The 21607-nt window shown below is 62.0% G+C and carries 18 protein-coding genes and 1 pseudogene; 8 read left to right on the top strand and 11 right to left on the bottom strand.

Annotated features, from left to right (window positions below; all coding sequences use genetic code 11):
- Window positions 1-4: 4 nt before the first annotated feature.
- The 7 genes from NKJ94_RS29510 to NKJ94_RS29480 all read right to left on the bottom strand — a co-directional run bounded on the left by NKJ94_RS29510 (window position 5) and on the right by NKJ94_RS29480 (window position 8602).
- Entirely contained in the window at window positions 5-1831 is a 1827-nt protein-coding gene (locus NKJ94_RS29510) for an ABC transporter ATP-binding protein (RefSeq protein ID WP_352530255.1), read from the bottom strand.
- A complete protein-coding gene (locus NKJ94_RS29505) occupies window positions 1828-2694 on the bottom strand; it encodes an ABC transporter permease (RefSeq protein ID WP_352530253.1) in 867 nt (288 codons plus the stop codon). The genes NKJ94_RS29510 and NKJ94_RS29505 overlap by 4 nt, the downstream gene beginning before the upstream one ends.
- On the bottom strand, window positions 2691-3638 hold the full coding sequence (locus tag NKJ94_RS29500) for an ABC transporter permease (RefSeq protein WP_352530251.1): 948 nt from the start codon (window positions 3636-3638) through the stop codon (window positions 2691-2693). The genes NKJ94_RS29505 and NKJ94_RS29500 overlap by 4 nt, the downstream gene beginning before the upstream one ends.
- Before the next feature lie 67 nt (window positions 3639-3705).
- The gene (locus tag NKJ94_RS29495) at window positions 3706-5319 is read right to left on the bottom strand and encodes an ABC transporter substrate-binding protein (protein WP_352530249.1); all 1614 of its coding nucleotides are present in this window, start codon (window positions 5317-5319) and stop codon (window positions 3706-3708) included.
- 210 nt (window positions 5320-5529) lie between these two features.
- Window positions 5530-6252, bottom strand: coding sequence for an HAD-IA family hydrolase (locus tag NKJ94_RS29490; RefSeq protein WP_352530247.1), 723 nt, complete (start codon window positions 6250-6252; stop codon window positions 5530-5532).
- A gap of 77 nt (window positions 6253-6329) precedes the next feature.
- Window positions 6330-6494 carry a hypothetical protein gene (locus NKJ94_RS29485; protein ID WP_352530245.1) on the bottom strand — a complete coding sequence of 55 codons (165 nt, stop codon included), beginning with the start codon at window positions 6492-6494 and terminating at the stop codon, window positions 6330-6332.
- Between the two features lie 53 nt (window positions 6495-6547).
- Window positions 6548-8602 (bottom strand): oxidoreductase, encoded by a 2055-nt coding sequence (locus NKJ94_RS29480; RefSeq protein WP_352530243.1) that lies wholly within the window; start codon window positions 8600-8602, stop codon window positions 6548-6550.
- Between the two features lie 436 nt (window positions 8603-9038).
- Here NKJ94_RS29480 and NKJ94_RS29475 point away from each other — a divergent pair, with 436 nt between their 5' ends.
- Window positions 9039-9992: a LysR substrate-binding domain-containing protein gene (locus NKJ94_RS29475; protein ID WP_352530241.1), complete on the top strand. Its 954-nt coding sequence runs from the start codon at window positions 9039-9041 to the stop codon at window positions 9990-9992.
- 52 nt (window positions 9993-10044) lie between these two features.
- Here the strand turns inward: NKJ94_RS29475 and NKJ94_RS29470 are convergent, their stop codons facing one another.
- From NKJ94_RS29470 to NKJ94_RS29455, 4 genes are read right to left on the bottom strand one after another with little or no spacing between them, the layout of a single operon-like run.
- Window positions 10045-11085 carry a membrane dipeptidase gene (locus tag NKJ94_RS29470; protein WP_352530239.1) on the bottom strand — a complete coding sequence of 347 codons (1041 nt, stop codon included), beginning with the start codon at window positions 11083-11085 and terminating at the stop codon, window positions 10045-10047.
- 22 nt (window positions 11086-11107) lie between these two features.
- The gene (locus NKJ94_RS29465; protein ID WP_352530237.1) at window positions 11108-12259 is read right to left on the bottom strand and encodes an NAD(P)/FAD-dependent oxidoreductase; all 1152 of its coding nucleotides are present in this window, start codon (window positions 12257-12259) and stop codon (window positions 11108-11110) included.
- Complete coding sequence (locus tag NKJ94_RS29460) at window positions 12256-13659, bottom strand: FAD/NAD(P)-dependent oxidoreductase (RefSeq protein WP_352530235.1); 1404 nt, start codon at window positions 13657-13659, stop codon at window positions 12256-12258. Before NKJ94_RS29460 ends, NKJ94_RS29465 begins: the two co-directional genes overlap by 4 nt.
- Window positions 13641-13961: a (2Fe-2S)-binding protein gene (locus NKJ94_RS29455; RefSeq protein WP_352530233.1), complete on the bottom strand. Its 321-nt coding sequence runs from the start codon at window positions 13959-13961 to the stop codon at window positions 13641-13643. The genes NKJ94_RS29460 and NKJ94_RS29455 overlap by 19 nt, the downstream gene beginning before the upstream one ends.
- Before the next feature lie 74 nt (window positions 13962-14035).
- Here NKJ94_RS29455 and NKJ94_RS29450 point away from each other — a divergent pair.
- The 7 genes and pseudogenes from NKJ94_RS29450 to NKJ94_RS29420 form a co-directional block, all read left to right on the top strand.
- Window positions 14036-14245, top strand: a pseudogene (locus NKJ94_RS29450) (LysR family transcriptional regulator); the annotation flags it as partial.
- Window positions 14246-14302: 57 nt separating this feature from the next.
- Complete coding sequence (locus NKJ94_RS29445) at window positions 14303-14980, top strand: LysR substrate-binding domain-containing protein (RefSeq protein ID WP_352530286.1); 678 nt, start codon at window positions 14303-14305, stop codon at window positions 14978-14980.
- Between the two features lie 300 nt (window positions 14981-15280).
- On the top strand, window positions 15281-16927 hold the full coding sequence (locus NKJ94_RS29440; RefSeq protein WP_502896051.1) for an ABC transporter ATP-binding protein: 1647 nt from the start codon (window positions 15281-15283) through the stop codon (window positions 16925-16927).
- Window positions 16928-17247: 320 nt separating this feature from the next.
- Window positions 17248-17736: a MarR family winged helix-turn-helix transcriptional regulator gene (locus NKJ94_RS29435; RefSeq protein ID WP_352530229.1), complete on the top strand. Its 489-nt coding sequence runs from the start codon at window positions 17248-17250 to the stop codon at window positions 17734-17736.
- The gene (locus tag NKJ94_RS29430) at window positions 17733-18452 is read left to right on the top strand and encodes an SDR family NAD(P)-dependent oxidoreductase (RefSeq protein ID WP_352530227.1); all 720 of its coding nucleotides are present in this window, start codon (window positions 17733-17735) and stop codon (window positions 18450-18452) included. Before NKJ94_RS29435 ends, NKJ94_RS29430 begins: the two co-directional genes overlap by 4 nt.
- A 2-nt stretch (window positions 18453-18454) precedes the next feature.
- Window positions 18455-19786 (top strand): NAD(P)/FAD-dependent oxidoreductase, encoded by a 1332-nt coding sequence (locus tag NKJ94_RS29425; RefSeq protein WP_352530225.1) that lies wholly within the window; start codon window positions 18455-18457, stop codon window positions 19784-19786.
- A gap of 145 nt (window positions 19787-19931) precedes the next feature.
- Entirely contained in the window at window positions 19932-21515 is a 1584-nt protein-coding gene (locus NKJ94_RS29420) for a peptide ABC transporter substrate-binding protein (protein ID WP_502904226.1), read from the top strand.
- Window positions 21516-21607 lie beyond the last annotated feature (92 nt).

Genomic DNA, 21607 nt, shown 5'->3' with positions numbered 1-21607 from the left:
CGAGCTAGGCGCCCACGCCCATTGCCAACAATTCCCGCTCCTCCAGATGGCAAAGGATTTCGCTTCCCTTCGACAGGTGACGAATGGGCGGCGCCAGCACGTCGCAAACTCCGAGCTTCCTGACCGGGCATCGTGGCACGAAGGGACAGCGGTCGGATCGCGCCAAGACGGGTGCGACGCCCATTTCCGCCGAGGCAGCCTTTTTGCCGAGGCCGTCCAGCCAGCCTGTGCGCAATTCGGGGATCGAGGACACCAGAAGGTCCGAATAGGGATGGAGCGGCGCCGCACGCATTGCCGCGCGGCTGCCGGCTTCGACCTTGCGCCCGGCATAAAGCACCATCACGTCGTCGCAGATCGCGCGCACCGTCGACAGGTCGTGGCTGATGAACAGATAGGAAAGCTTCAACTCCTTTCGCAACTCGGCCAGCAGATCGAGAATAGCCGCGGCGACCACGGTGTCGAGGGCTGACGTCACCTCATCGCACAGGATCAGCGCCGGCTCGGCAGCGAGCGCGCGGGCAAGGTTGACGCGCTGCTTCTGGCCGCCGGATAGTTCGCCCGGAAGCCGTTCGGCAATGTTGGCCGGCAGATGCACGAGGTCGAGCAGCCGGCGCACCCTGCGGCTGCGCTCGGCACCGTTCACGTTATGATAGAAGGTCAGCGGCCGGCCCAGGATCTGCCCGACCGAGCGGGTCGGATTGAGGGCCGTGTCGGCCATCTGGAAGACGATCTGGATGTTGCGCAATTGATCCCTGGAGCGCTGCGCCACGGATCCTGCCAGGGTTTCGCCGCGGAACTTCACCGTTCCGCCGGCAGCGGGAAGCAGTCCGGCGATAACGCGGGCCAATGTGCTCTTGCCGCAGCCGGACTCGCCGATGACGCCGAGATTGGTGCCCGGCTGCAGGCTGAGGCCGACATCGTTGAGCACCGTCACATTCGGCAGGCCGTCCGGACGGGACTTGCCGTATCCGGCGACCAGCCCCTCGACCTCGAGCAAGGGCAGCTCCCGCGTCATCTCGGCAGGCGGAGCGGCCTGGGCGTGCACGGCGGGATTGGCCGCGGCGAGCAGACTGCGGGTGTAGGGACTTTGGGCGTCCGTCAGAATCTGCCCGGTCGGAGCGCTTTCCTGAATGGAGCCATCGCGCAGCACGACGATGTGGTCAGCGATCTGCGCCACCACCGCCAGGTCGTGGGAGACATAGACGCCGGTGGTGTTGCGCTCGCGGATCACCGACTTGAACGAGCGCAAAACCTCGATCTGGGTGGTGACGTCGAGCGCCGTCGTCGGTTCGTCGAAGATCACCAGCTCCGGTTCAGCGATCAGCGCCATCGCCGCCGCCAGGCGCTGCAGCTGGCCGCCCGACACCTGGTGCGGATAGCGTGACCCGACCCCTTCGGGATCGGGCAACGCCAGCGCGCGAAACAGCTCCACCGCCTTCGCTTCCGCTTCTGCTCGCGGTGCCAGCTTGTGGATCATCGCGCTTTCCACAACCTGCGACATGATCGTTCTCGCCGGGTTGAAGGCGGCTGCCGCGCTTTGCGCAATATAGCTGACATTGCGGCCGCGGATCTTGGCCTTTTCTGCTTCCGACAGGGACAGGATCTCACGCTCGCCGATCCGGATCGAGCCGCCGGTGATGCGGCAGCCGCTGCGGGCATAACCCATCAGGGAAAGCGCAATCGTCGTTTTGCCGGAACCGGACTCACCGATTAACGCGACGACCGTTCCGCGCGGGACCGTGAAGCTGATATCGTGGACGATCGGCGTCTCGCGGCCGCTGTCGCTACGGGCGATGACGCGTAGGTTCTTAACTTCGACGAGCTCGCTCATGGCAGGCGATCCCGCAGGCGGCGCGGAAGATTGTCGATCGCTAGATTGACGCTGATGGTCAGCGAGGCGATGGCGAGCGACGGCATGATCACGGCAGGCGCCCCATAGGCCAGCCCGGATACGTTCTCGCGCACCAGCGCTCCCCAGTCGGCGTTGGGCGGCTGTACGCCCAGACCGAGAAAGCTGAGACCGCTCAGCAACAGCACGATGAAGACGAAGCGCAGGCCGAAATCCGCCAGCACCGGCCCGATCATGTTGGGCAGGATCTCTTCGCGAACCGTGTAGACGAAGCCTTCGCCACGCGCCTTGGCGACCTGCACGAAGTCGAGCTCGTTGATGTTGACGGCGAGCGCACGCGCTATGCGGAAAGAGCCGGGAAAATAGAGAAAGGCGAGCGTTCCCACCAGCACCGGAAGCGAACTGCCGATCGCCGCTATGATCACGAGACCGAACATCAGGTGCGGGATCGCAATCAGTGCATCTATGCCGCGGCTAACTATCGTGTCGAACCAGCCGCCGAGGACCGCGCTGATCATGCCTAGTGCGACGCCGATGGTACAGGCGATAAAGGCGGCCGCAATCGAGACGCCGACCGTGTATCGCGCCCCGAGAATGATGCGGCTCAGCATGTCGCGTCCAAGGTAGTCGGTGCCGAGCGGATAATCGCGGCTCGGCGAGGTGAACACGTCCATGCTGACGATCTTGCCGATCGGGTACGGCGCAAGCCATGGGCCGACGAGCGTAATCACGACCCAGAACAGTATGATGCAGAAGCAGACCGCACCGACCGCGGAGATGGTCAGGCCGCCTGCGCCAAACGTCGTTCGCCGGCTCTCGGGAATGATATCGGTGTGCTTGGTCATTTGTATCGCAGACGCGGGTTGGCGAGGATCGCGCATATGTCGGCTACGGTCACGAGGGCGAGATAGCCGAAACAGAAGATCATCGCGCAGGTTTGAATGAGAGGCATGTCGCGGGTGGCCACCCCGTCCACCATCAGCTTGGCGATGCCCGGGTAGTTGAAGATGGTTTCGACAATGATGACGCCGCCAAGCAGATAGGACAGGCTGAGCGCGACGGCATTGGCGATCGGACCGATCGCATTGGGCAGAGCGTGCGTCAGCACCGCACGAACCCGGCCGGCGCCCTTGAGCGTCGCCATCTCGACGAATGGCTGGCCGAGCGTGTCGATCAATGCGGCGCGGGTCATGCGGATCATCTGTGCCGAGACGACGAAACTCAGGCTGATGACCGGCATAGCGAAGACACGCAGCAATTCACCCAGCGAATGCACGTCGTTTGCGAAGGAAAGTGCTGGAAACCAGTGCAGGTGCACGGCGAAAACCAGCACCGCAATCGTGGCGACCATGAATTCCGGCACCGACACGACCGCGATCGTGGCAAAACTGACAAGCCGATCGTAGAGCGTGTTTCGCCACATCGCCGCGGTGATCCCCAAGGTAAGGGCGATCGGAACGGAAAAGGCGGCGGTGACGCCGGCAAGCAGTAGGGTATTGTGAAGGCGGCCGCCGATCAGCGTGACGATCGGAATGTCGTTGACCAGCGACGTGCCGGGATTCCCCGTCATCATCCCACCCAGCCAGAAAATATAGCGAAGCACCGCCGGCTGATCGAGATGCATCGCCTTGCGCAGGCCGGCGACCGCTTCAGGCGTGGCGGCCTGACCCAGAACGATCTGCGCCACATCGCCCGGCAGCATGTTGGTCGCCACGAAGACGACCACCGAAACGATCAGCAGCGTGAGCAGGGCCACCCCGAGGCGGGTCAGGATCATGCGCGTTATCATGCCGTGCAACTCCAGCGGAATGCGGGCGAAGCGCGAGTGGCGAGCCACCCGCGCCAGGTCGGTACCATCAAGCTTCGAGCCAGACGTTTTCCGAAAACGCAAAGCCCATCATACCACCGGTAGCCATCGGCTTCAGCCCCTTGAGCTTGGAGCTGTGAGCGTCGATGTTGCTGATGAAGACCGGGATCGCGACGCCGCTCTCCTCGTGCACCATCTTCTGCAGTTCGCCGTACATCTCCTTGCGCTTGGCGTCGTCGCGTTCCTTGCGGGCCTCGACAAGGATCTTGTCGAAACGCTCGCTCTTCCAATGCGATTCATTCCAGGGCGCGCTCGATGTGTAGAGCAGCGAGAACAGGATATCGGCCGTCGGGCGGGGATTGATATTGCCGAAACAGATGGGCGCCTTAAGCCAGTAATTCGACCAGTAGCCGTCTGCAGGCACCTTCTGGATATCGAGATCGAGGCCAATCTGGGACGCGGACTGTTGCAGCAGCACCGCCATGTCGATGGACTGGTCGGCGGCCGTCGAAGCAACGACCGGGATCCTTGTGCCCGCCAGCGACGACTTGGCAAGCAGCGACTTGGCCTTCTCGGGGTCATAGGGGCGCTGCGGCAGGTCGGCATTGTAGAAGCGGTTCGTCGGCGGCACCGGCTGGTCGTTGGCGACCTCGGCGTAGCCGCGGTAGATCGCCGTCTTGATCTGCTCACGGTCGAGCAGCAGCTTCATCGCCTCGACGAAATTCGGATCACTGCCCGGCGCGGTGTCGAGCCGCATGTTCAGGTCGGTATAGTTGCCTGCCGTCGTCGTCAGGAGATCGAAACCGCCGGCCTGCTTGATCAGCTGCGTCGACCGCGGATTGACCGAGCCGATCAGCGCGACGTCGCCCGAGAGCAAGGCGTTGACGCGAGCATTCTCGTCGGCAATGGCGAAGAACTCGACCTGGTCGAGATAGGGTCCGGTTCCTTTCCAGTAGTTCTCGTTACGAACGGCGATGGAATGCACGCCAGGCTGGAACTCCTTGCATTTGAAGGCGCCGGTGCCGTTGGCCGTGGTGAAGTCGGTTGTGCCAGCCTTGACGATCAGGAAATGGAACGTCCCGAGGATGACGGGAAGATCGGCGTTCGGCCCCGTCAAAACGATGGTAACCTCATTGTCGCCTGACTTCTTGACCTCGCCGATCTGGTCGGCGAGCGACTTGGCCTTCGACCCTACGGCCGGGTCCTTATGCCGGTTGAGCGAATAGACGACGTCGTCCGGACCGAAGGTCGAACCGTCATGGAAAGTCACGCTCTTGCGCAGCTTTACGGTCCAGGTGACGGAATCGTTGGTGTCGAAGCTCTCAGCCAGGTCCATTTGCGGCGAGAGCTTGTCGTCGAGGCTGGTAAGGCCGTTGTAGAAGCTGGTGCAGCGAACATAGTCGGTGGAAAGCGATGACTTGGCCGGATCGAGTGTGTCGGTGGTGCCGCTCGAATAACCGGCGGCGCGCATGCTGCCGCCTTTCTTCGGTGTGTCGGCATAGGCCTTGGTGGCAGAGCCCAGCACCGTGCCGGCCAGCGCGGCGCCCATTCCGCCAGCCAGAAGCATGCCGAGAAGCTCGCGCCTTGTGGCACCGTGGCGGATGGCGCTTTCGATCCGGGCGGTGTCGACCGGGCGCAAAATCTTGTCAAAATCGGGTTTCATCGTGTCAGCCTTTCGTTGAGCCGGCCGGCCAGGCTTGGCGCGCACCGGAGACCATTCTGGTTCATTTTCAAGCGCCCGAAGGCACCTCAGGCGATGACATTCAGTGTGGCTGTCTTCCCATCATTCCATTCCTGTTCCCCTGTTGGTTTCTTTGGTCTTGTTATGATCTTGGCGCCACTGTCTGAGCGGACGCGGGTATCGCAGGCGTATTCAGGCGACGCGATCCAGGCGGTCCTCGTCGACCGCGTCGGCCAGTTCGGCAAGTGTCGAGAAATGGTGGTCGGGCACCGTTAGCCTGGCAGGTTCGAGCGTGCCGCCAAATCCCTTCATGCCCTTGCGGCGCTCGATCCAGCAGACGGTGTAGCCAAGCTCGCGCGCCACGCCGATATCGTGATACTGGCTCTGCGCCACATGCAGAATGTCCTTCAGGCCGAAGCCCCAGGCGCTGATGCGGCCACGGGCGAAGGCGAAGAATTGTGGGTCCGGCTTTTCCAGGCCGACATCGTCCACCGTGACGGTGAGGTCGAACGGATTGCCAAGTGTTTGTGAAAAATGCGCCAACGCCCAGTTTTGGGCGTTGGTCATGGCGACCAGCTTGAACCGCTTGTGCAAGCGGGCAAGCGCCTCGACCGAATCCGCGAAGGCCGGCCAGTGCTTCACGGATTGGCGCAAGCCTTGCGCCGCCTCATCCGTAGCCGGCAGGCCGAGCGCCCGAGCAATTTCGAGGTAGCAGCGGGCGAGATCGTCCGGAAACAGGCCGGCATCCGGCTTGGCGCGCGCCTTGCGATAGGCGGTCAGAACCGTTTCGCCATCGACGGATAGTCCTGCCTTTTCGGCGACATCCCGCACATAGCTGGCGATGCCCGTTTCGAAATCTATCAACGTCCCGACGACATCGAAGGTCAGCACTCTGAAGTCTTTTTTCACGTGCATGCGCCTTTTTCCGAGGGGCTGCCATTTTTCCGAGCTTATGGCATCCGGACGGTTTGAATGGCTGAAGAGACTGGCTTTCACGGCAGAGAATTCTGAACTGGCGGCGAAGTCGCAATATTGCGCGGCGCAGACTTGCCCCGATGCCGCCCAACGATCACCGCCGAAGCGGCGAGGATGTTCTCAGCCGGTCTGTCGCCGTCGACCGAGCCAAGATCGTCGTGAAAACCCGATGATTTTGACATTTTTCGCTCCAATTTTCGCCGGAAGTTCCAGCAACTGTAAGCACGATTTAAGCTTAAATTTCCGCACACAATCGATAAGCGTCATAGATCGAGGAATATATATCCCGACTGGAGACCGCATCGCCAATACGATATAGCTTAAACTTTCCCACCTGATGTTCTTCTACAAAATCACCCTGATTATCATTGACAAAGAACGCGTCGGGCACCCCATCGTTTGCAGACCTGGACCTCAGCTCCTGGTAAATTTCTTCCGCCGGAATGGTCCCATTTTCGATGACTACCTGCGAGACGGCAAAGGTCGTTTCCGTGTCCGTCAACTCGTTGCGGAAGATTGCTGTCAGGCCGTTGCCCTGGCGGGCCACCTTGGTCAGCCTGATGTCCACCATCGTCCGAATGCCGAGTTCCGAGATGCGTTTACGGAAGCTGGCCTTTTCGGGATAAGGCATCTCCACCGCCACGGCGTCATCAGGGGTCGCGAGACTGACCGACTTCCCTTGCCCAGCAAGCTGGAGAGCACAGGACGGGGCCGCCTGGCGCCCGGTGCCATCATAGATGAGGATATCGTCCTTGCTGGATGCCGTACCGGTCAGCAGGTCCCAAACACTGTCGCAGAGTTCGGCCCCTTCCAGCCATTCCATATCGGGAACACCGCCAGTTGCCACCACAATGACGTCTGGACCTTCAGCAAGCACGGTATCGGCGTCGGCATATGCGTTCAGACGAACATCGACACCGAGGCGCTCAAGCTCGGTTGCCCGCCAGTCCACGATACCGAGCAGATCCCTTCGCTCGGTCGCGGACGCGGCAACCAGGATCTGCCCTCCAAGTTTCGCCCCCGCCTCGAAGAGGATGACAAAATGTCCTCGCTCGGCGGAGACTCTGGCTGCCTCCAGGCCTGCCGGCCCACCGCCCACGACAACGATCCTTTTGGAGCTGGCGGCGCGATCGATCGTGGAACTCAGCGTGGTCTCTCGGCCGCTCACTGGATTGTGGATGCAGTTCACCTTCTTATAGAGGCAGTAGGTGGCGCCAACGCATGGACGGATCCGCTCTTCTTCACCGCGCAGAATCTTGTTGACGATATCCGGGTCGGCGATGTGCGCCCGCGTCATGCCTATCAGGTCGACGATGTTCTCGCGGATCGCATGGCGAGCGGTCGCCACGTCCCTGATGCCTGCCGCATGAAGCAGGGGAAGTCTGGTCTCCTTCCTGAAGCGCGCGACTTGCGACAGGAACGGGGCACTGCGCTGAAACATGCCCGGCATGTTGTGCTCGGCCAACACCAGATCCGTATCCATGCGCCCGTAGATGCAGTTGAAGAAATCAACGTGCCCTTCCGTCTCGAACAGACGGGCAAGCTCGAGACAGTCGTCGAAGTCCGAGCCATCGTCGGTGCCCTCGTCGATCGCGAACCGAATGCCGACAATCATGCCGTCGCCGACAGCCTTGCGGATCGCCTCGTGAACCATCAGGCCAAATCGCGCCCTGTTCTCGACAGAGCCGCCATAGGCGTCGGTGCGCTTGTTCGTCCTCGGCGAGAGAAACTGACCGATCAGATGGCCACCCGTTACGGTTTCGACACCATCGAGGCCGCCCTCACGGCACCGGACAGCGGCAGAGGCGTAATCCCTGATGATGCGCCTGATATCTGCCTCATCCATTTCCTTTGGAAAGTTTCGGTTGCGCGCCTCGCGGATCCGTGACGGGGCAACCGCGGGCAGCCAGTTCCCCGCATATGCCGTTGCCCGCCTGCCCAGATGCGAGACCTGGGACATCACGGCCGCACCATGTTGATGGATGCGTCGCGCCAGGCACTGCAGATGCGGGATGATCTCGTCGCTGGACAGATTAAGCTGCCCGCCGCCCCAGCTCGAGTCCGGAGAGGTCATTGCCGAGCCGCCGATCATCGTCATGGCGAGACCGCCGCGCGCTTTCTCTTCGTGGTAGCGTTGATATCTTTCCAGCGGCATCCCGCCTTCGTCCAGCATCGAGGCGTGGCTGGTGCTGATCACGCGGTTGCGGAACTCAAGCTTCTTGATCCGGAACGGTCTGAGAAGCGGGTCGCCGCTTGTCCCCGAGGTCTGGCCTTCCGTGAGCTGGTTCATTCGCATCGTCCTGCATCCACGGCTTGCCCCGCCTGGGCCGGCACATCACGTACCGGGCTGTTCGAGCGCGGGCTGCGAGCCGCTCGAACACTGCCGCTTCAATCATGGTTGTACATTTCCGAGCGGTTCAGAAGCTTGAAAAACCACATGGTGGCATACGCTGTGGTTATGACCATGGTTCTCCGGTCACCTCTTACGCGCTGCAGAGTTCAGCAAGCAAACAGCGGCGGATTGCACCATTCCGTTTCAATTTTTGGTTATATGATTTGTGTAAAGGCATATAAAAAACGTATGCCCTCTGGATGAACAGTTCGGGGCCGGGCATCAAAAACTCTAACCGCGGGGTCAAGATCGGGCGCGAGACCCTCACCCTTCAAATACGCCCCCGATCGTATGCTGGCCTGAAGACGTTGCAACTTGGGACAACAGTGATCGCATGGTGGCATTGTCCAAACTCATCCCCTCCGCGAGAGGCCTGTTTGTTTTCGAGGCCGCGGCACGAACCGGCAGCTTCACTGTCACTGCCGGTGAGTTCAATGTAACCCAGCCTTCCGTCAGCCGAACCATCGCCCAGTTCGAAGCCGAGCTGGGAATGCGGCTGTTCGATCGTGGCCCGACCGGGCTTACGCTTACAGATGACGGCCGGGTGCTCTACGCCTCTGTCCGTGAGGGACTCAGCCAGATTCGTGACACCATTTTGATAATCCAGGACCAGAAGAAAGCCAGCAAACCACTGGTTACCTTGTCACTCTCAAGTTCATTCGTCACCCATTGGCTGGTATCGAGGTTAGGGGCTTTCAACGCCACGTTTCCGAACGTGGATCTGCGCTTTGATTTGATTGCGGGCGTCATGCGTGGGATGCCGGACAATGTCGACCTGGGAACGCGGATCGTTGGCGACGATGATACTCAGTATCACCGGTGGGACTTTTCACCGGAAATCATCCTTCCGGTATGCAGTCCTTCCTACCTTCGCGCCCACGGCAAGCTTGATCACGATGGCGACGGCGACGGCCACGTCTTCTTGCATCTTACCGATCACCGTCTGCAGCAATGGGCCGACGTGTGGGGAAACGTGGCGAACCGCAAGACTGCCAAGGGAACGTGGCTGGAGTTCTCCGACTACGCGGTCATCCTTCAGGCGGCTCTCAACGGCGAAGGTGTCGCGCTTGGCTGGCTCAGTGTCACCTCGACCGCACTGCTGAAAGGGATACTGGTTCCAGCATCGGATCGCCTCATCAACACGGGGCGTCACCACCGTCTGATCGCTCCGCGTTCGAGGCCCCTTCGACCCGTCGTGGCGGAAATCGCCAATTGGTTGAGATCGCAAATGATGGAAGATGTCGACGCGCTGCAACCCCTGCTTCAGTCGGCAGTCACGCACAACTGACATCGCTCGCCGCTATGTCGCGGTACCCCGCGCAGGGCGGCTTGTCCCGCGATCATCCGCAAAAGTGGCGAAAGGTTTTCAGCCAGTTGCCGCCTATGATCGCCGCCGTCTGTTCGCGACCGTAGCCGCGGTCGAGAAGGCCCTGCGTCAGGTTCGGCAGCTTGGTGACCGTCTCGATGCCGACCGGGTAGGACTGCCGGCCAAAGCTCGAAAGCGGCCCGAAAATGTCGGGGCGGCGGGTGCGCCAGGTGACGACGCTCGGCGGTGCGATGACCGACGCCTGCTCTTGGTACTTCTCGACATAGTCCACCCCGATGCCGACATGCTCGGGGCCGACCAGCCGGACCAGATGATCGACGTGATCGAGGAAATCATCCAGCGTCGGCGTTCCATCCGCCAGCGATTGCGGCAAGCCGCAGACGCCGATCATGCCGCCTTTCTCGGCCATCGCCTTGACCGTCCTGTCCTCGGTGTTGCGGCCGTTCGACCGCAGCCCGTCGGCATTAGAATGCGTACAGACCGGCGCCCGGGCCAGTGCAGTGGTCTCGGCGCGCGTACGATGGCCGCAATGCGAAAGGTCGATCATCAACGGCAGGGTGTTTGCCAACGCCACCAGTTCCTCGCCAAGATAGCTGAGGCCGGCATCGCGCCTTTCGCCGCATCCGTCGCCGAAGATATTGGCTGTCGTGTAGGCAAGGCCGAGCACGCGAAGCCCCATCCTGGTCAGCAGTTCCAGCCGCCAAAGCTGATCGTCCAGCATGGTCGCGCCTTGGGTGCCGAAAACGACGCCGAGCTTGCCGGCCCGCTTCGCCGCCAGCATGTCGTCGGCCGTCAGGCAGAGTTTCAGGCAGGCGCTCTTCTCGATCATCGAGAGATAGCGCTCCGCATTGCGCATCACGACATCCCAATTCTCCTCCAGGGCGAAGGTGACATTGGTCGCGTTGACCCCGCCGGCCAGGGTCCGTTCGGCATATTTGTCCTCCAGCACATACGCGATGGACAGCGCGTCGAAGACGAATATTTCGTCGTGGAAGCGTCGCGTCTCTTCGCTGGCTTGCCCGGTGGCCGGGCGGACGGCGGATACAACTGACATCTCGATTTTCTCCTTGATGGATTCAGGTTGAAACCAGGCGAGCGGCCTCGGCCGCAAACCGCTTGATGTGGAATGGCTCGATCGGTGTCGTGGTGGAGCCCCGGTCGATCAGTTCGGCCATGACGTCACCGACCCCTGGGCCGAGCTGGAAGCCATGGCCGCAAAAACCGAAGGCGTAATAGAGCCCGGACACCCGAGCGCTAGGCCCCATGATGGGAATATCGTCAGGCAAGTAGCTCTCGATGCCGCTCCAGGTGCGGATGACCCGCATGTTGGCGAGCGCCGGCACCAGGCGCCGGATCTGCCGAAGCTGGTTGCCGAGATGACCCGGCACCGCATAGGCGCGCCTTATGTCGGCAAAGGCCGGGCCGCGCGTGCCGCCGCCGAAGACGACATTGCCGCGTTCGACCTGCCGCAGATAGACGACCTCTTGCGGAATTGCAGTCGATACGCCGATCACCGGTCTGAGACGGTAGGGCAAAGGTTCCGTCACCGCCATTTGCGGCCCGTGCACGGCGATGGGAACCGGCTCTTCGAACTGCTGTGACAGGGCCCCACCCCAGGCTCCGGCGGTAACCAGCGCAATCGGCGCGCTGAATATCCTCCCGTCCGTTGCGATCGCCTGGAAATCATCGCCTGGCTTGGCGATCGAGATGATCTCGGTGTTCTCGAACACGGCAACGCCGGCTCGAGCGGCAGCGCGCCCGAAGGCGGGTGCCGCAAGCCGCGGATTCGCGTGGCCGTCATTCGGCGAATAGGAGCCGGCAATCGCCTCAGGTCCGAAAAAGCCGAAGCGCGCCCTGAGCTCGTTGGCGCTCAACAGTTCCAGGTCGAGGCCATAGTCGCGCGCCTTTTGCGCATAGGCTTCGATCACTCCGATCTGCCTGGGATCGTAACAGACGCGGATATGGCCGGTCGCCAGGAACTCGGCGTCTTCGCCAAGCAATTCCTTCAGTCTGCCCCAGATTTCGCGAGAACGATTGGCCAGGGGGAGCTGCGGCAGAAAGCGTCCCTGCCGCCGCACATTGCCAAAATTGACCCCGCTCGCCTGCTGGCCGAGCAGTCCCCGTTCGAGCAAGGTGACCGAACGCCCACGCCGGCGCAGGAAGAACGACGCGGCGGTTCCCATCAGGCCGCCGCCAATAACAATCACATCGGCCTGCAGCGGCTTCATGCTGCCTGCTCCGTGTCGCTCTCGGCACCGATGACGAGGGGCTTCACCGGCGCCTGGCCACGGATGCGGCCAACCGCTTCAACCGGGATGCCGGCACAAGCGGCGATCACTTCGGCCGCGGCATGTCCGCAATAGCGGCCCTGGCATCGGCCCATGCCGACACGGCTGAAGGCCTTGGCGCGATTGACCTCGACAGCGCCATTATCGGAGACGGCGGCACGCAGTTCACCGGCGGTGATGTTTTCGCAGCGGCAGACCACAGTGTCTTCGCTGAGAGCGGCGGCTGCTGCGGCAGGCCATGGAAAAGCAGCGGCGATGCCACCCCGAAACCGCTCGAAAATACGCAGGCGGCGGCGAAGGCGGGCGACATCGCGCGACGCGACCGGGCGTCCCAAATCGGACAGCACCGCGAGCGCGGTCAGACGCCCCGCGGCCTCGGCCGCGTCGGCTCCGAGTGTCATGGCGCCATCGCCGGCCAAATAGACACCCGCCACGCTGCTGCGGCCGTCGACGTCCTTTACCGGAAAGAACTGGCGTGTCTGCGCATCGAAACGGAACTCACAACGGGCAAGGTCCGCCAGTTGCGTCTCCGGACGCAAATGATAGCCGAGCGCGACGGCGTCGCAGGCAATCGCCCTGACCTGCCCTGTGCCGGTGCGGAAGCGGATCGTCTCGACGCCAATCTCAGGCCGGCCTTCGATCTCGACCGGCGTGATGCCGGTTTCGATCTCGATGCCGGCACGGCGAAGCTTCATGGTGAGGGCAAGTCCCTTCAGCAGGACGTCCGGGCGGGCGATCAGCTTGGGCAGTGCCTTGACCCGCAGGCGGAAAGGCGAGGTATCGAGCACCGCGGCCACTTCGGCGCCGGCCTTCGAATATTGTGCCGCCACGAGATAGAGCAGCGGTCCACTTCCCATGAACACGACGCGCCTGCCGATCACGGCGGCCTGTGACTTCAACGCAATCTGCGCGGCGCCCAGGCTGTAGACACCGGCCCGGTTCCAGCCCCGCACCGGCATCAGGCGGTCGGTTGCCCCCGAGGCGATGATCAGCGCATCGAAATCGACCGCACTGGTCCGGGGCCCCTGAAGGAGATGCAGCTGCTTTTCCCATATCCCCCAGGCGAGCGTCTCGGGTCGATAGTCGATGCGATCGCGCAAGGCGTCGAAGCTGCGGTGCAGATCCTCGGCACGGCCGGCTTCCGATCCGTAGAGCGAGGCGTAGGAGCGGCGAAAACCCTCCGGCTGGCGGCGGTAGATCTGGCCACCGTCACGGCCGCCTTCGTCGATCACGATCGGCCGAACGCCTGATGTAACCAGCGTCTCGGCGGCACGTACGCCCGCTGGACCGGCGCCGACAATCACTATGCGAGGATCGGGCGCTATGCGAGGCTCGGCCATGCCTGCTCCGGAGCTTTGGTGGCAATGCGCATGCCTGCGGCAAGCGACGTGGTGCAGGCGCGCAAGCGCTCGCCTGTGTCGGTCCATAGCCAGCAATCCTGGCAGGCGCCCATCAGACAAAAGCCGGCACGATCGCCATCGCCGAACTCGGAACTTCGCAAATGACGGATCTGCGTGAGCATCGCCACCAGCAGCGTGTCGCCCTTGCAGCCTTCAGCCGGCTGGCCGTCGATCGAAAAGACGAGCCTCGGCCTGTCTTCCTCGCCAAGGCGCCGGAAACGGCCGCTTTCGTTTGACGTCATGGGGGATCCTCCTTCGGATCTGGCTGTCTGCCACCCCATGATCTTCTCAGCCCGCCGCGTCCGCCACCAATACTATGTGTTTTGCCATCCAGAACTTTTGGTTATGCTGGGCCATGAACGCCAAGCATCTCGAAGTCTTCCGCGCTATCATGCGCCACAATTCGCTTACCGCGGCCGCGGAAGCCTTGCATGTTTCCCAACCCGCGGTGAGCAAGATGCTCAGGCATTTCGAAATCGTGATCGGTTACAAGCTCTTCGAACGCATAGGCGGCCGCCTCGTGGCTACACCAGAGGCGCATCTGCTGTTTCGCGACGCCGACCGGATTTTCCGCGAGATCGAAGTGCTGAAGATCTATTCGAACCGAATTCGCGACAAGCAGTTGAGCCTGCTGCGCGTCGCAGCCAGCGCGCCGCCGACCTTCGCGCTGCTGCCGGCCGCCACCCAGCGCTTCCGCCGGCGCAATCCCGGGGCACGCCTGGTCCTTCAGACGCTACCGGCGGAGGAGATTGCCGAGCGCATCCTGATCGGCGACATCGATCTTGGCCTGACCATGACCACCCTGCCCCAGCCGCAGATCCGCAATGAGGTTGTCGGCGCGGCGAACATCGTCGCACTGGTCCTGCCGGAATCGCCGCTCGCAAAGCTCGAGGTTGCTACGCCGGCCGATCTGACTGACCAGACCTTGATCAGTTACGGCAGGAACACACCTGCCGGCCAGATGCTTGCGCGCGTGTTTCAGGACCAGGGACACGTCTGCGATCCACAGATTGAAATAAGCCTGTCGATCGCGGCCGCGCCTCTTGTGGCGGCTGGACTGGGTATTGCGTTGGTCGATGGGCTGGTTCCCTGGGCGAACCTCGGAAACCTGAAAGTGTTGCCGTTCCAGCCCCGCTCAGCGCTCGATATCGTGCTCGTGACAAGCACCACCTTGCCGCAATCGCGCTTTGGGCGCGAATTCGCCCGCGACATACAAGCCGCGATCCACGATCTGGGCCGGGCCAGATCTTCACCTGCCTAGTCGGCGAATGGCGCGCCAGCGGCCGAAATCGTCTGGTTTTTTGGCGCGACCTCGCAGTGCTGTTGCAAACCACGACCAAGACCGAGGTTCAAGCCAACTAGGGCGCGCTGCCTGCTCCAGGCTCAAATGCGGACTTTAGGGGCACGGTCCCTCTGCCAGTTCGAGACCGCATATTACGCGACTTCAGACGCAATGGTTCGTCGGCTAGCCGACGAATGAAATGGTCGTCGGGGCTTGCGCTGACCGTAGGACGTGCGCCTAGTATGCGCAGTCAGATCATTGGATTTCGAAAGGCCAGCAATGTCGCCGAGCGAAACGACACCCCGAGCGCCGAGTGAGCAAACTGTTCTCTCTGTTCAAAATCTGACTGTCCGCCTGCCCGCGAATATGGAGCGGGAGAACGCAGTCGAAAACATATCCTTCGACATGCGGAGGGGTGAGATGCTCTGCATCGTCGGCGAGTCCGGCTCCGGCAAGTCGGTCACCGCAAATGCGATCATGGGCCTGCTGCCATCTTCGGTGCGGATCACGCAGGGGAGCATCCGGTTCAAGGGCCACGATCTGGCCAGCGCACGGGAAGATGTTCTGCGCGGCCTCAGGGGCCGTTCGGTCTCCATCGTCTTCCAGGATCCGCTTTCGGCGCTCAATCCGCTGATGACCGTCGGCCAGCAGATTGCGGAGGTCATGGAAGCGCACCACGCAGGCACTTCGGCGACCCGCACGAAGGCGGTTGTCGATCTGCTCGGCGAAGTCGGCCTGCCGGAGCCGGAGGTTCTGCGGCACCAGTATCCGTTCCAACTCTCTGGCGGGCAACGCCAGCGCGTCATGATCGCCATGGCGCTCGCGCTCGGGCCCGATCTGCTGATCGCCGACGAGCCGACGACGGCTCTCGACGTCACCACCCAGGCGCAGATCCTTGCGTTGATCCGGCGGCTGCAGCGCGAAAAGAACATGAGCGTGATGTTCATCACGCACGATTTTGGCGTCGTCGCAGAAATCGCCGATCGCGTCATCGTCATGGAGAAAGGCGCGATGGTCGAACAAGGCGTCGCTTCCGACGTGCTTGGCAATCCAAGCCATCCCTACACCAAACGACTGATCGCCGCCGTCCCGCATATGATCGAGAATGAGACGAAGTCGCGCGGCGATGCTCCGATTGTGCTGGAGGTGCAGAAGCTCGACAAGACCTACCGGCCGGGCATCGGCTTCTTCTCGCGGTCCCGCATCGTGCACGCCGTCAAGCAGGTCAGCTTTGAGGTCCGCCAGGGCAGAACGCTCGGCATCGTCGGCGAGTCCGGCTCGGGGAAATCGTCGCTGGGCCGCCTCCTGCTGAAACTCCTGGACTGCGATGGCGGCGCGATCCTGTTCGACGGCAAGGATATCGCCGCACTTTCGGCTTCCGAGTTCCGGCCGATGCGGCCGCACATCCAGATGATCTTCCAGGATCCGTTCGCCTCGCTCAATCCGCGGCAGACGATCGCCAAGATCCTCACCGTCGGCCCGATGGCGCATGGCCTGTCTGCTCGGGAGGCGCGTGCGAAGGCGCTGCAACTGCTTCGGCTGGTTGGGCTCGACGAGGGTGCCTATGACCGCTTTCCGCATGAGTTCTCAGGCGGCCAGCGTCAGCGGATCGGCATCGCACGCGCCCTGATGATGGACCCCAAGGTCCTGGTCGCCGACGAGGCGGTCTCCGCTCTCGATGTCTCCATCCAGGCGCAGATCCTCGATCTGCTGGCCAGCATCCAGGAAGAAATGAAGATCGCCATGATCTTCATCACTCACGACCTGAGGGTGGCAAGCCGCATCTGCGACGAGATTCTGGTCATGAACCGCGGCGAAGTCGTGGAATCCGGTCCGCCTTGGCAGATATTCCGGTCGCCACGTCATGCCTATACCCAGCAACTCATCTCTGCCATTCCCGGCAAGGAATGGGTCCCCGCCGCCTAATGCATGTCGCCCAAAAGCATGCCCCTCGGTCTTGAACCGAGGGTGCGCAGCGATTTTGGGATAACAAAAGCAAGTCGCGTGAATCCCTTCAGAGGCGACGCGCTTTAGGTCGGCGCGCGGCCGCAAGGCCTTGTCTCGATCGAACTGCGCGCGCGCACCTCGGACCCTTCTGCAGGGCAAGATAGTTGCGTTTGTCCATCAAAAGTAGTTGCAATTGTCCACTACCCGCTCAACTATGCCTTCGAAGGCCCGCGGCAACCCCGATTTTCGAGGCTGCCGGTGATCTCGACGCAGGCTGCCAAGCCTCAGGAGAGTGTCCGTTGCCGAAGAAGAAGAAAGGCCCTCCTCACACTGTCGAGACGGTAGGGCTCGATGTCCTCGAAGACACGTTGAGCTTCTATATCCGAAGCATCAATATCGCCCTTTCTCGTGATCTCGATGACCGCCTGGAGGGTCTCGATGTGGCTCGGGGAACCGGCAAGATCACCACCCTGCTTCTTGTCGACAGCCATCCGGGGATACGGCCATCTGTCATCGCGCAGCTCATTATGCGCGATCGTTCCGCCATGGGCAGGCTGGTCGACCAGATGATCGAGCACGATCTTCTGACGCGTGAGGCCGCAACGGATGACGGACGCGCGCAGGAGCTCCATATCACCGAAAAAGGAGCGGACCTCGCCCGCAAGGTGCGCAAGATCGCCACCAAACAATCCAGCGATTTCTTCGCCGGTGTGCCCGAGAAAGACCAGAAGCGTCTGCTCGACATATTGCGGCGCGTCTACCGCCGCACCGCGGGACTCGACCAATGAGGGAACCGGCAAGAAGCCGAGCCGGCCAGCGTGTGGCTCTCGTGTCCGGTGCCAGCCGCGGCATTGGTGCGGCTTGCGCCCGGCACCTGTTTGAAACGGGCTGGTCACTGTCGCTCGGCATGCGCGAACCGGTGCAGCCTGACTGGGCCGACAACGAGCGCGTCCGCGTATTCTCCTATGAGGCCACGGCGGCCAACGCCGAACGGGCGTGGATCGACGGTACCATCGATGGCTTCGGCCGGATCGACGCAGTCATTGCCTGTGCCGGCATTATGATTCCGAAGTCGGTCATCGACATCGACGACGCGGATCTCGATCTCATGTTCGAGATCAACGTCAAGGCTCCGCGCCGTCTGGTGCGCGCGTCATGGGAGTGGCTTGCGGCAAGTCGAGCAGGCCGTGTCATAATTCTCGCCTCGCTGTCGGGCAAGCGGGTCAAGTCCCCGAGGGCCGGCGCCTATTCGATCTCGAAGTTTGCTGCCGTCGCCCTTTCCCACGGCATCCGACAGGCGGGGTGGGATCTTGGAATTCGAGCCACTGCCGTCTGCCCCGGTTTCGTCGCCACCGATATGGCGCGCAGCATCACCGATCGCGCCGACGCGCTGATGACCGATCCCGATGATCTCGCACGGACCATCGGCTTGCTCCTCGACCTGCCCGACCATGCGAGCGTCGCGGAATTCTCCATCAATTGCCAGCTCGAGGAGCTCTACTGAGCATGCCCGGACCGTTCGTCGTCCCCGTTCATGGAGATATTGAACTGCCAAAGGAGGTGGATTGCGTCGTCATCGGCGGCGGCATCATCGGCGCCTCCTCGGCGCTGGAACTCGCAGAAAGCGGTTTGCGGGTAGCGTTGTGCGAAAAGGGAGGAATCGGCCAGGAGCAGTCCAGCCGCAACTGGGGCTGGGTACGCATCTCCCGTCGGGATCCGCGCGAGATCCCGCTGATGGCGGAAGCACTGCGCATCTGGACGAGGCTCTCCGAACGTACGGGCCGAGATACAGGCTACACGCGCGCCGGAATTGTGTTCACCTGCGCGAACGACAAGGAATACGAACAGCACGAACGCTGGGGACGTCATCTCGAAGGTTATCAGCTCGAGTCGCGAATGATCGGTGCGACGCAATTGCGTGAGCTCCTCCCCGGCTCCAATCTCGACGTCAAAGGAGCGCTGTACACACCCGCCGACGGTCGCGCCGAGCCGCAGAAGGCCGCTCCGGCGATTGCCGAAGCAGCGCGTGAGCGCGGCGCCGCCATTCTAACGGAGTGCGCGGTGCGTGGCGTGGAGACGACCAACGGCGCCGTCTCGGGCGTCGTGACCGAACGTGGCTTCATTGCCTGCAAGGCGGTCGTCCTTGCCGGAGGGGCCTGGTCGAACCTGTTTTGCGGAACGCTTGACCTTGACCTGCCGCAGCTGAAAGTCATGAACACAGTTCTTCGCACGACGCCGGTCGAAAACGGACCGGAACAGGCCGTGTGGGCAAACAATTTCGCCATGCGCAAGCGCCAGGATGGCGGATATACCATCGCCTCCAGCACCACCAATGTCGTCGATATCGTGCCGAACTCCTTTCGGTACGCGCGCGATTTTCTTCCGGCCTGGAAGATGGAGTGGCGATCGCTGAATTTCCGTCTGGGAGGCCGTTTCCTCGAAGAGGCAAGAGTGCCGACCCGTTGGGCAATGGATGAGGCCAGTCCTTTCGAATACTATCGCGTGCTCGACCCCAAGCCGTCGAAGAAAAGCTCCGAGCGTGTCCTTTCGAACGCCCGCAAGGCATTTCCGGTTCTGGACAAGGCAGAGATCGCGCAGCGCTGGGCCGGCTATATCGACGTCACGCCCGACGCCGTCCCTGTCATTTCCGCCGTCGATGCCGTCCCCGGCTTCCATGTCGCGACCGGATTCTCGGGCCATGGTTTCGGCATCGGCCCGGCGGCAGGCAGGCTGATGGCGGACATCGTCACCGGACGGCCGCCGATCGTCGATCCAAAGGATTTCCGGTGGTCGCGGTTTTCGGACGGATCGAAAGTCGCGCCAATCAGTGGATTCTAACCGCTCCGACAAGAGAGCGGGACGCAGCAAAAGTGGAACACTTCAACAGGAGACTCTAATGTCGAACCAGAGCAGCAGCACAATTTTTCGGCCGACGCGTCGTCAGACGCTTGGAATGGCAATCGCCGGCGCCGCCGGCCTCGCCATGCCCAACCTGACAGGAGCCGGCAAGGCCCTTGCCGCAACCCCGCCGAGCGCGCCCAAGGGGCAGGTGATAGTCGGCTTTTCCCAGGAGCCCACCGTCTTCAACCCGCATCTGGTGCATATCGAGGTCGACGAGGGCATTCACTTCAGCGTCTTCGATCCGCTGTTTGGCGTCGATCCGAAAGGTAATTTCTTCCCCGCACTCGCCAAGGAGGTGCCTACCGTCGAGAACGGCGGCATCTCGGCCGACGGACTCGAATGGCACGTAAAGCTGCGCGACGACGTGAAGTGGCATGACGGAAAGCCGTTCACGGCCGAGGACGTCAAGTTCACGCTCGAACTCTTGGTCGACCCGAAATTTCTGAGCTGGCGGCGCGCCGGCCACGAACTTGTCCAGGACCTCACCGTCGTCTCGCCAACCGAGATCAGATGGAAGATGAAGGAGCCATACGCACCCTACCCGTCAATTCTGGCCGCGACCTTCATCGTTCCGAAACATGTGCTCGGTGCGGCGGAGGACAAGAATACCGCGCCGTTCAACAACGCCCCAATCGGGACCGGGCCGTTCAAATGGGTGGAACGCATGGCCGGCGATCATATCGAACTGGCCGCCAACACCGACTACTTCGGCGACGGCCCTTATCTCGAGCGGCTGATCTATAAATACATTCCGGACCTGACAGTTCTCTACACCCAATTCAAGACCGGTGACATCGACGTCATCGGACTGCAGTGGATCACGGCCGACCACTATGAGGAAGCCAAAGCATTGAGCGGAACGTCCGTTGCCGTCATTCCCGCCGCCACGGTCGAATCGCTCAGCTTCAACATGGAGCGCCCGCAGTTCAAGGAACTCGCCGTTCGCCAGGCGCTGTACTATGCGCTGGACAAGAAGACGATCATCGACGCCCTCTACTACGGGCTGCCGACCCCGACCGAGACCTACATGCCGCAGCAATCCTTTTACTACAATCCGGATCTGCCGAAGCAGGAATACGATCTGGAAAAGGCCAAGAAATTGCTGGACGAGGCCGGCTGGGCCCCCGGCGCGGATGGCATCCGCGTCAAGGACGGCGTCCGCCTCTCGTTCAAGAACTCGACCACGGCGGGCAATCATATCCGCGAACAGGCGCAGCAGTTCATTCAGCAATCGTATCGCGACGCCGGTGTCGAGGTGGTGATCTCCAACCTGCCACCGGCCGTGATGTGGGGCGACTACTGGATGAAGTCGGAATACGATTCCGTCGTCGTCGGCATCAACTTCCTGACAGGATCCGACCCCGACACGTCGGATTACCTCAGTTCGAAATCAATTCCGGCCAAGGGCGGCGCCGGCCAGAATACGTGGCAATATGCCAGCCCTGAGGTGGACAAGCTGCTCGAAGCCGGCGGCGTCGAATTCGTGCCGGAGAAGCGCAAGCAGGCCTACCTGAAAATCCAGGAGACCGTGCGCAACGACCTGCCTTTCCTGCCGATGTTCCAATACGCGACCGTCCGCGGACACAAGTCCGGTGTCGAAGGGGTCGAGCCGAACATCAATGTGCGCATCGACTCCTGGGACGTGGCCACCTGGTACTGGTCCTAGCTGCGGACGTGAGGCCGGGCCGGCACTGACGGCTCGGTTTCAATCGCCGACAAAGGCGCCACTGGCGCGACCCATATCCGACGGACAGCAAA

The organism is Mesorhizobium sp. M0060 (genome assembly GCF_040323155.1).
GTDB lineage: Bacteria > Pseudomonadota > Alphaproteobacteria > Rhizobiales > Rhizobiaceae > Mesorhizobium.
Note: the sequence above shows the minus strand (reverse complement) of the source record. Positions and strands in the feature narration are given on the sequence as shown.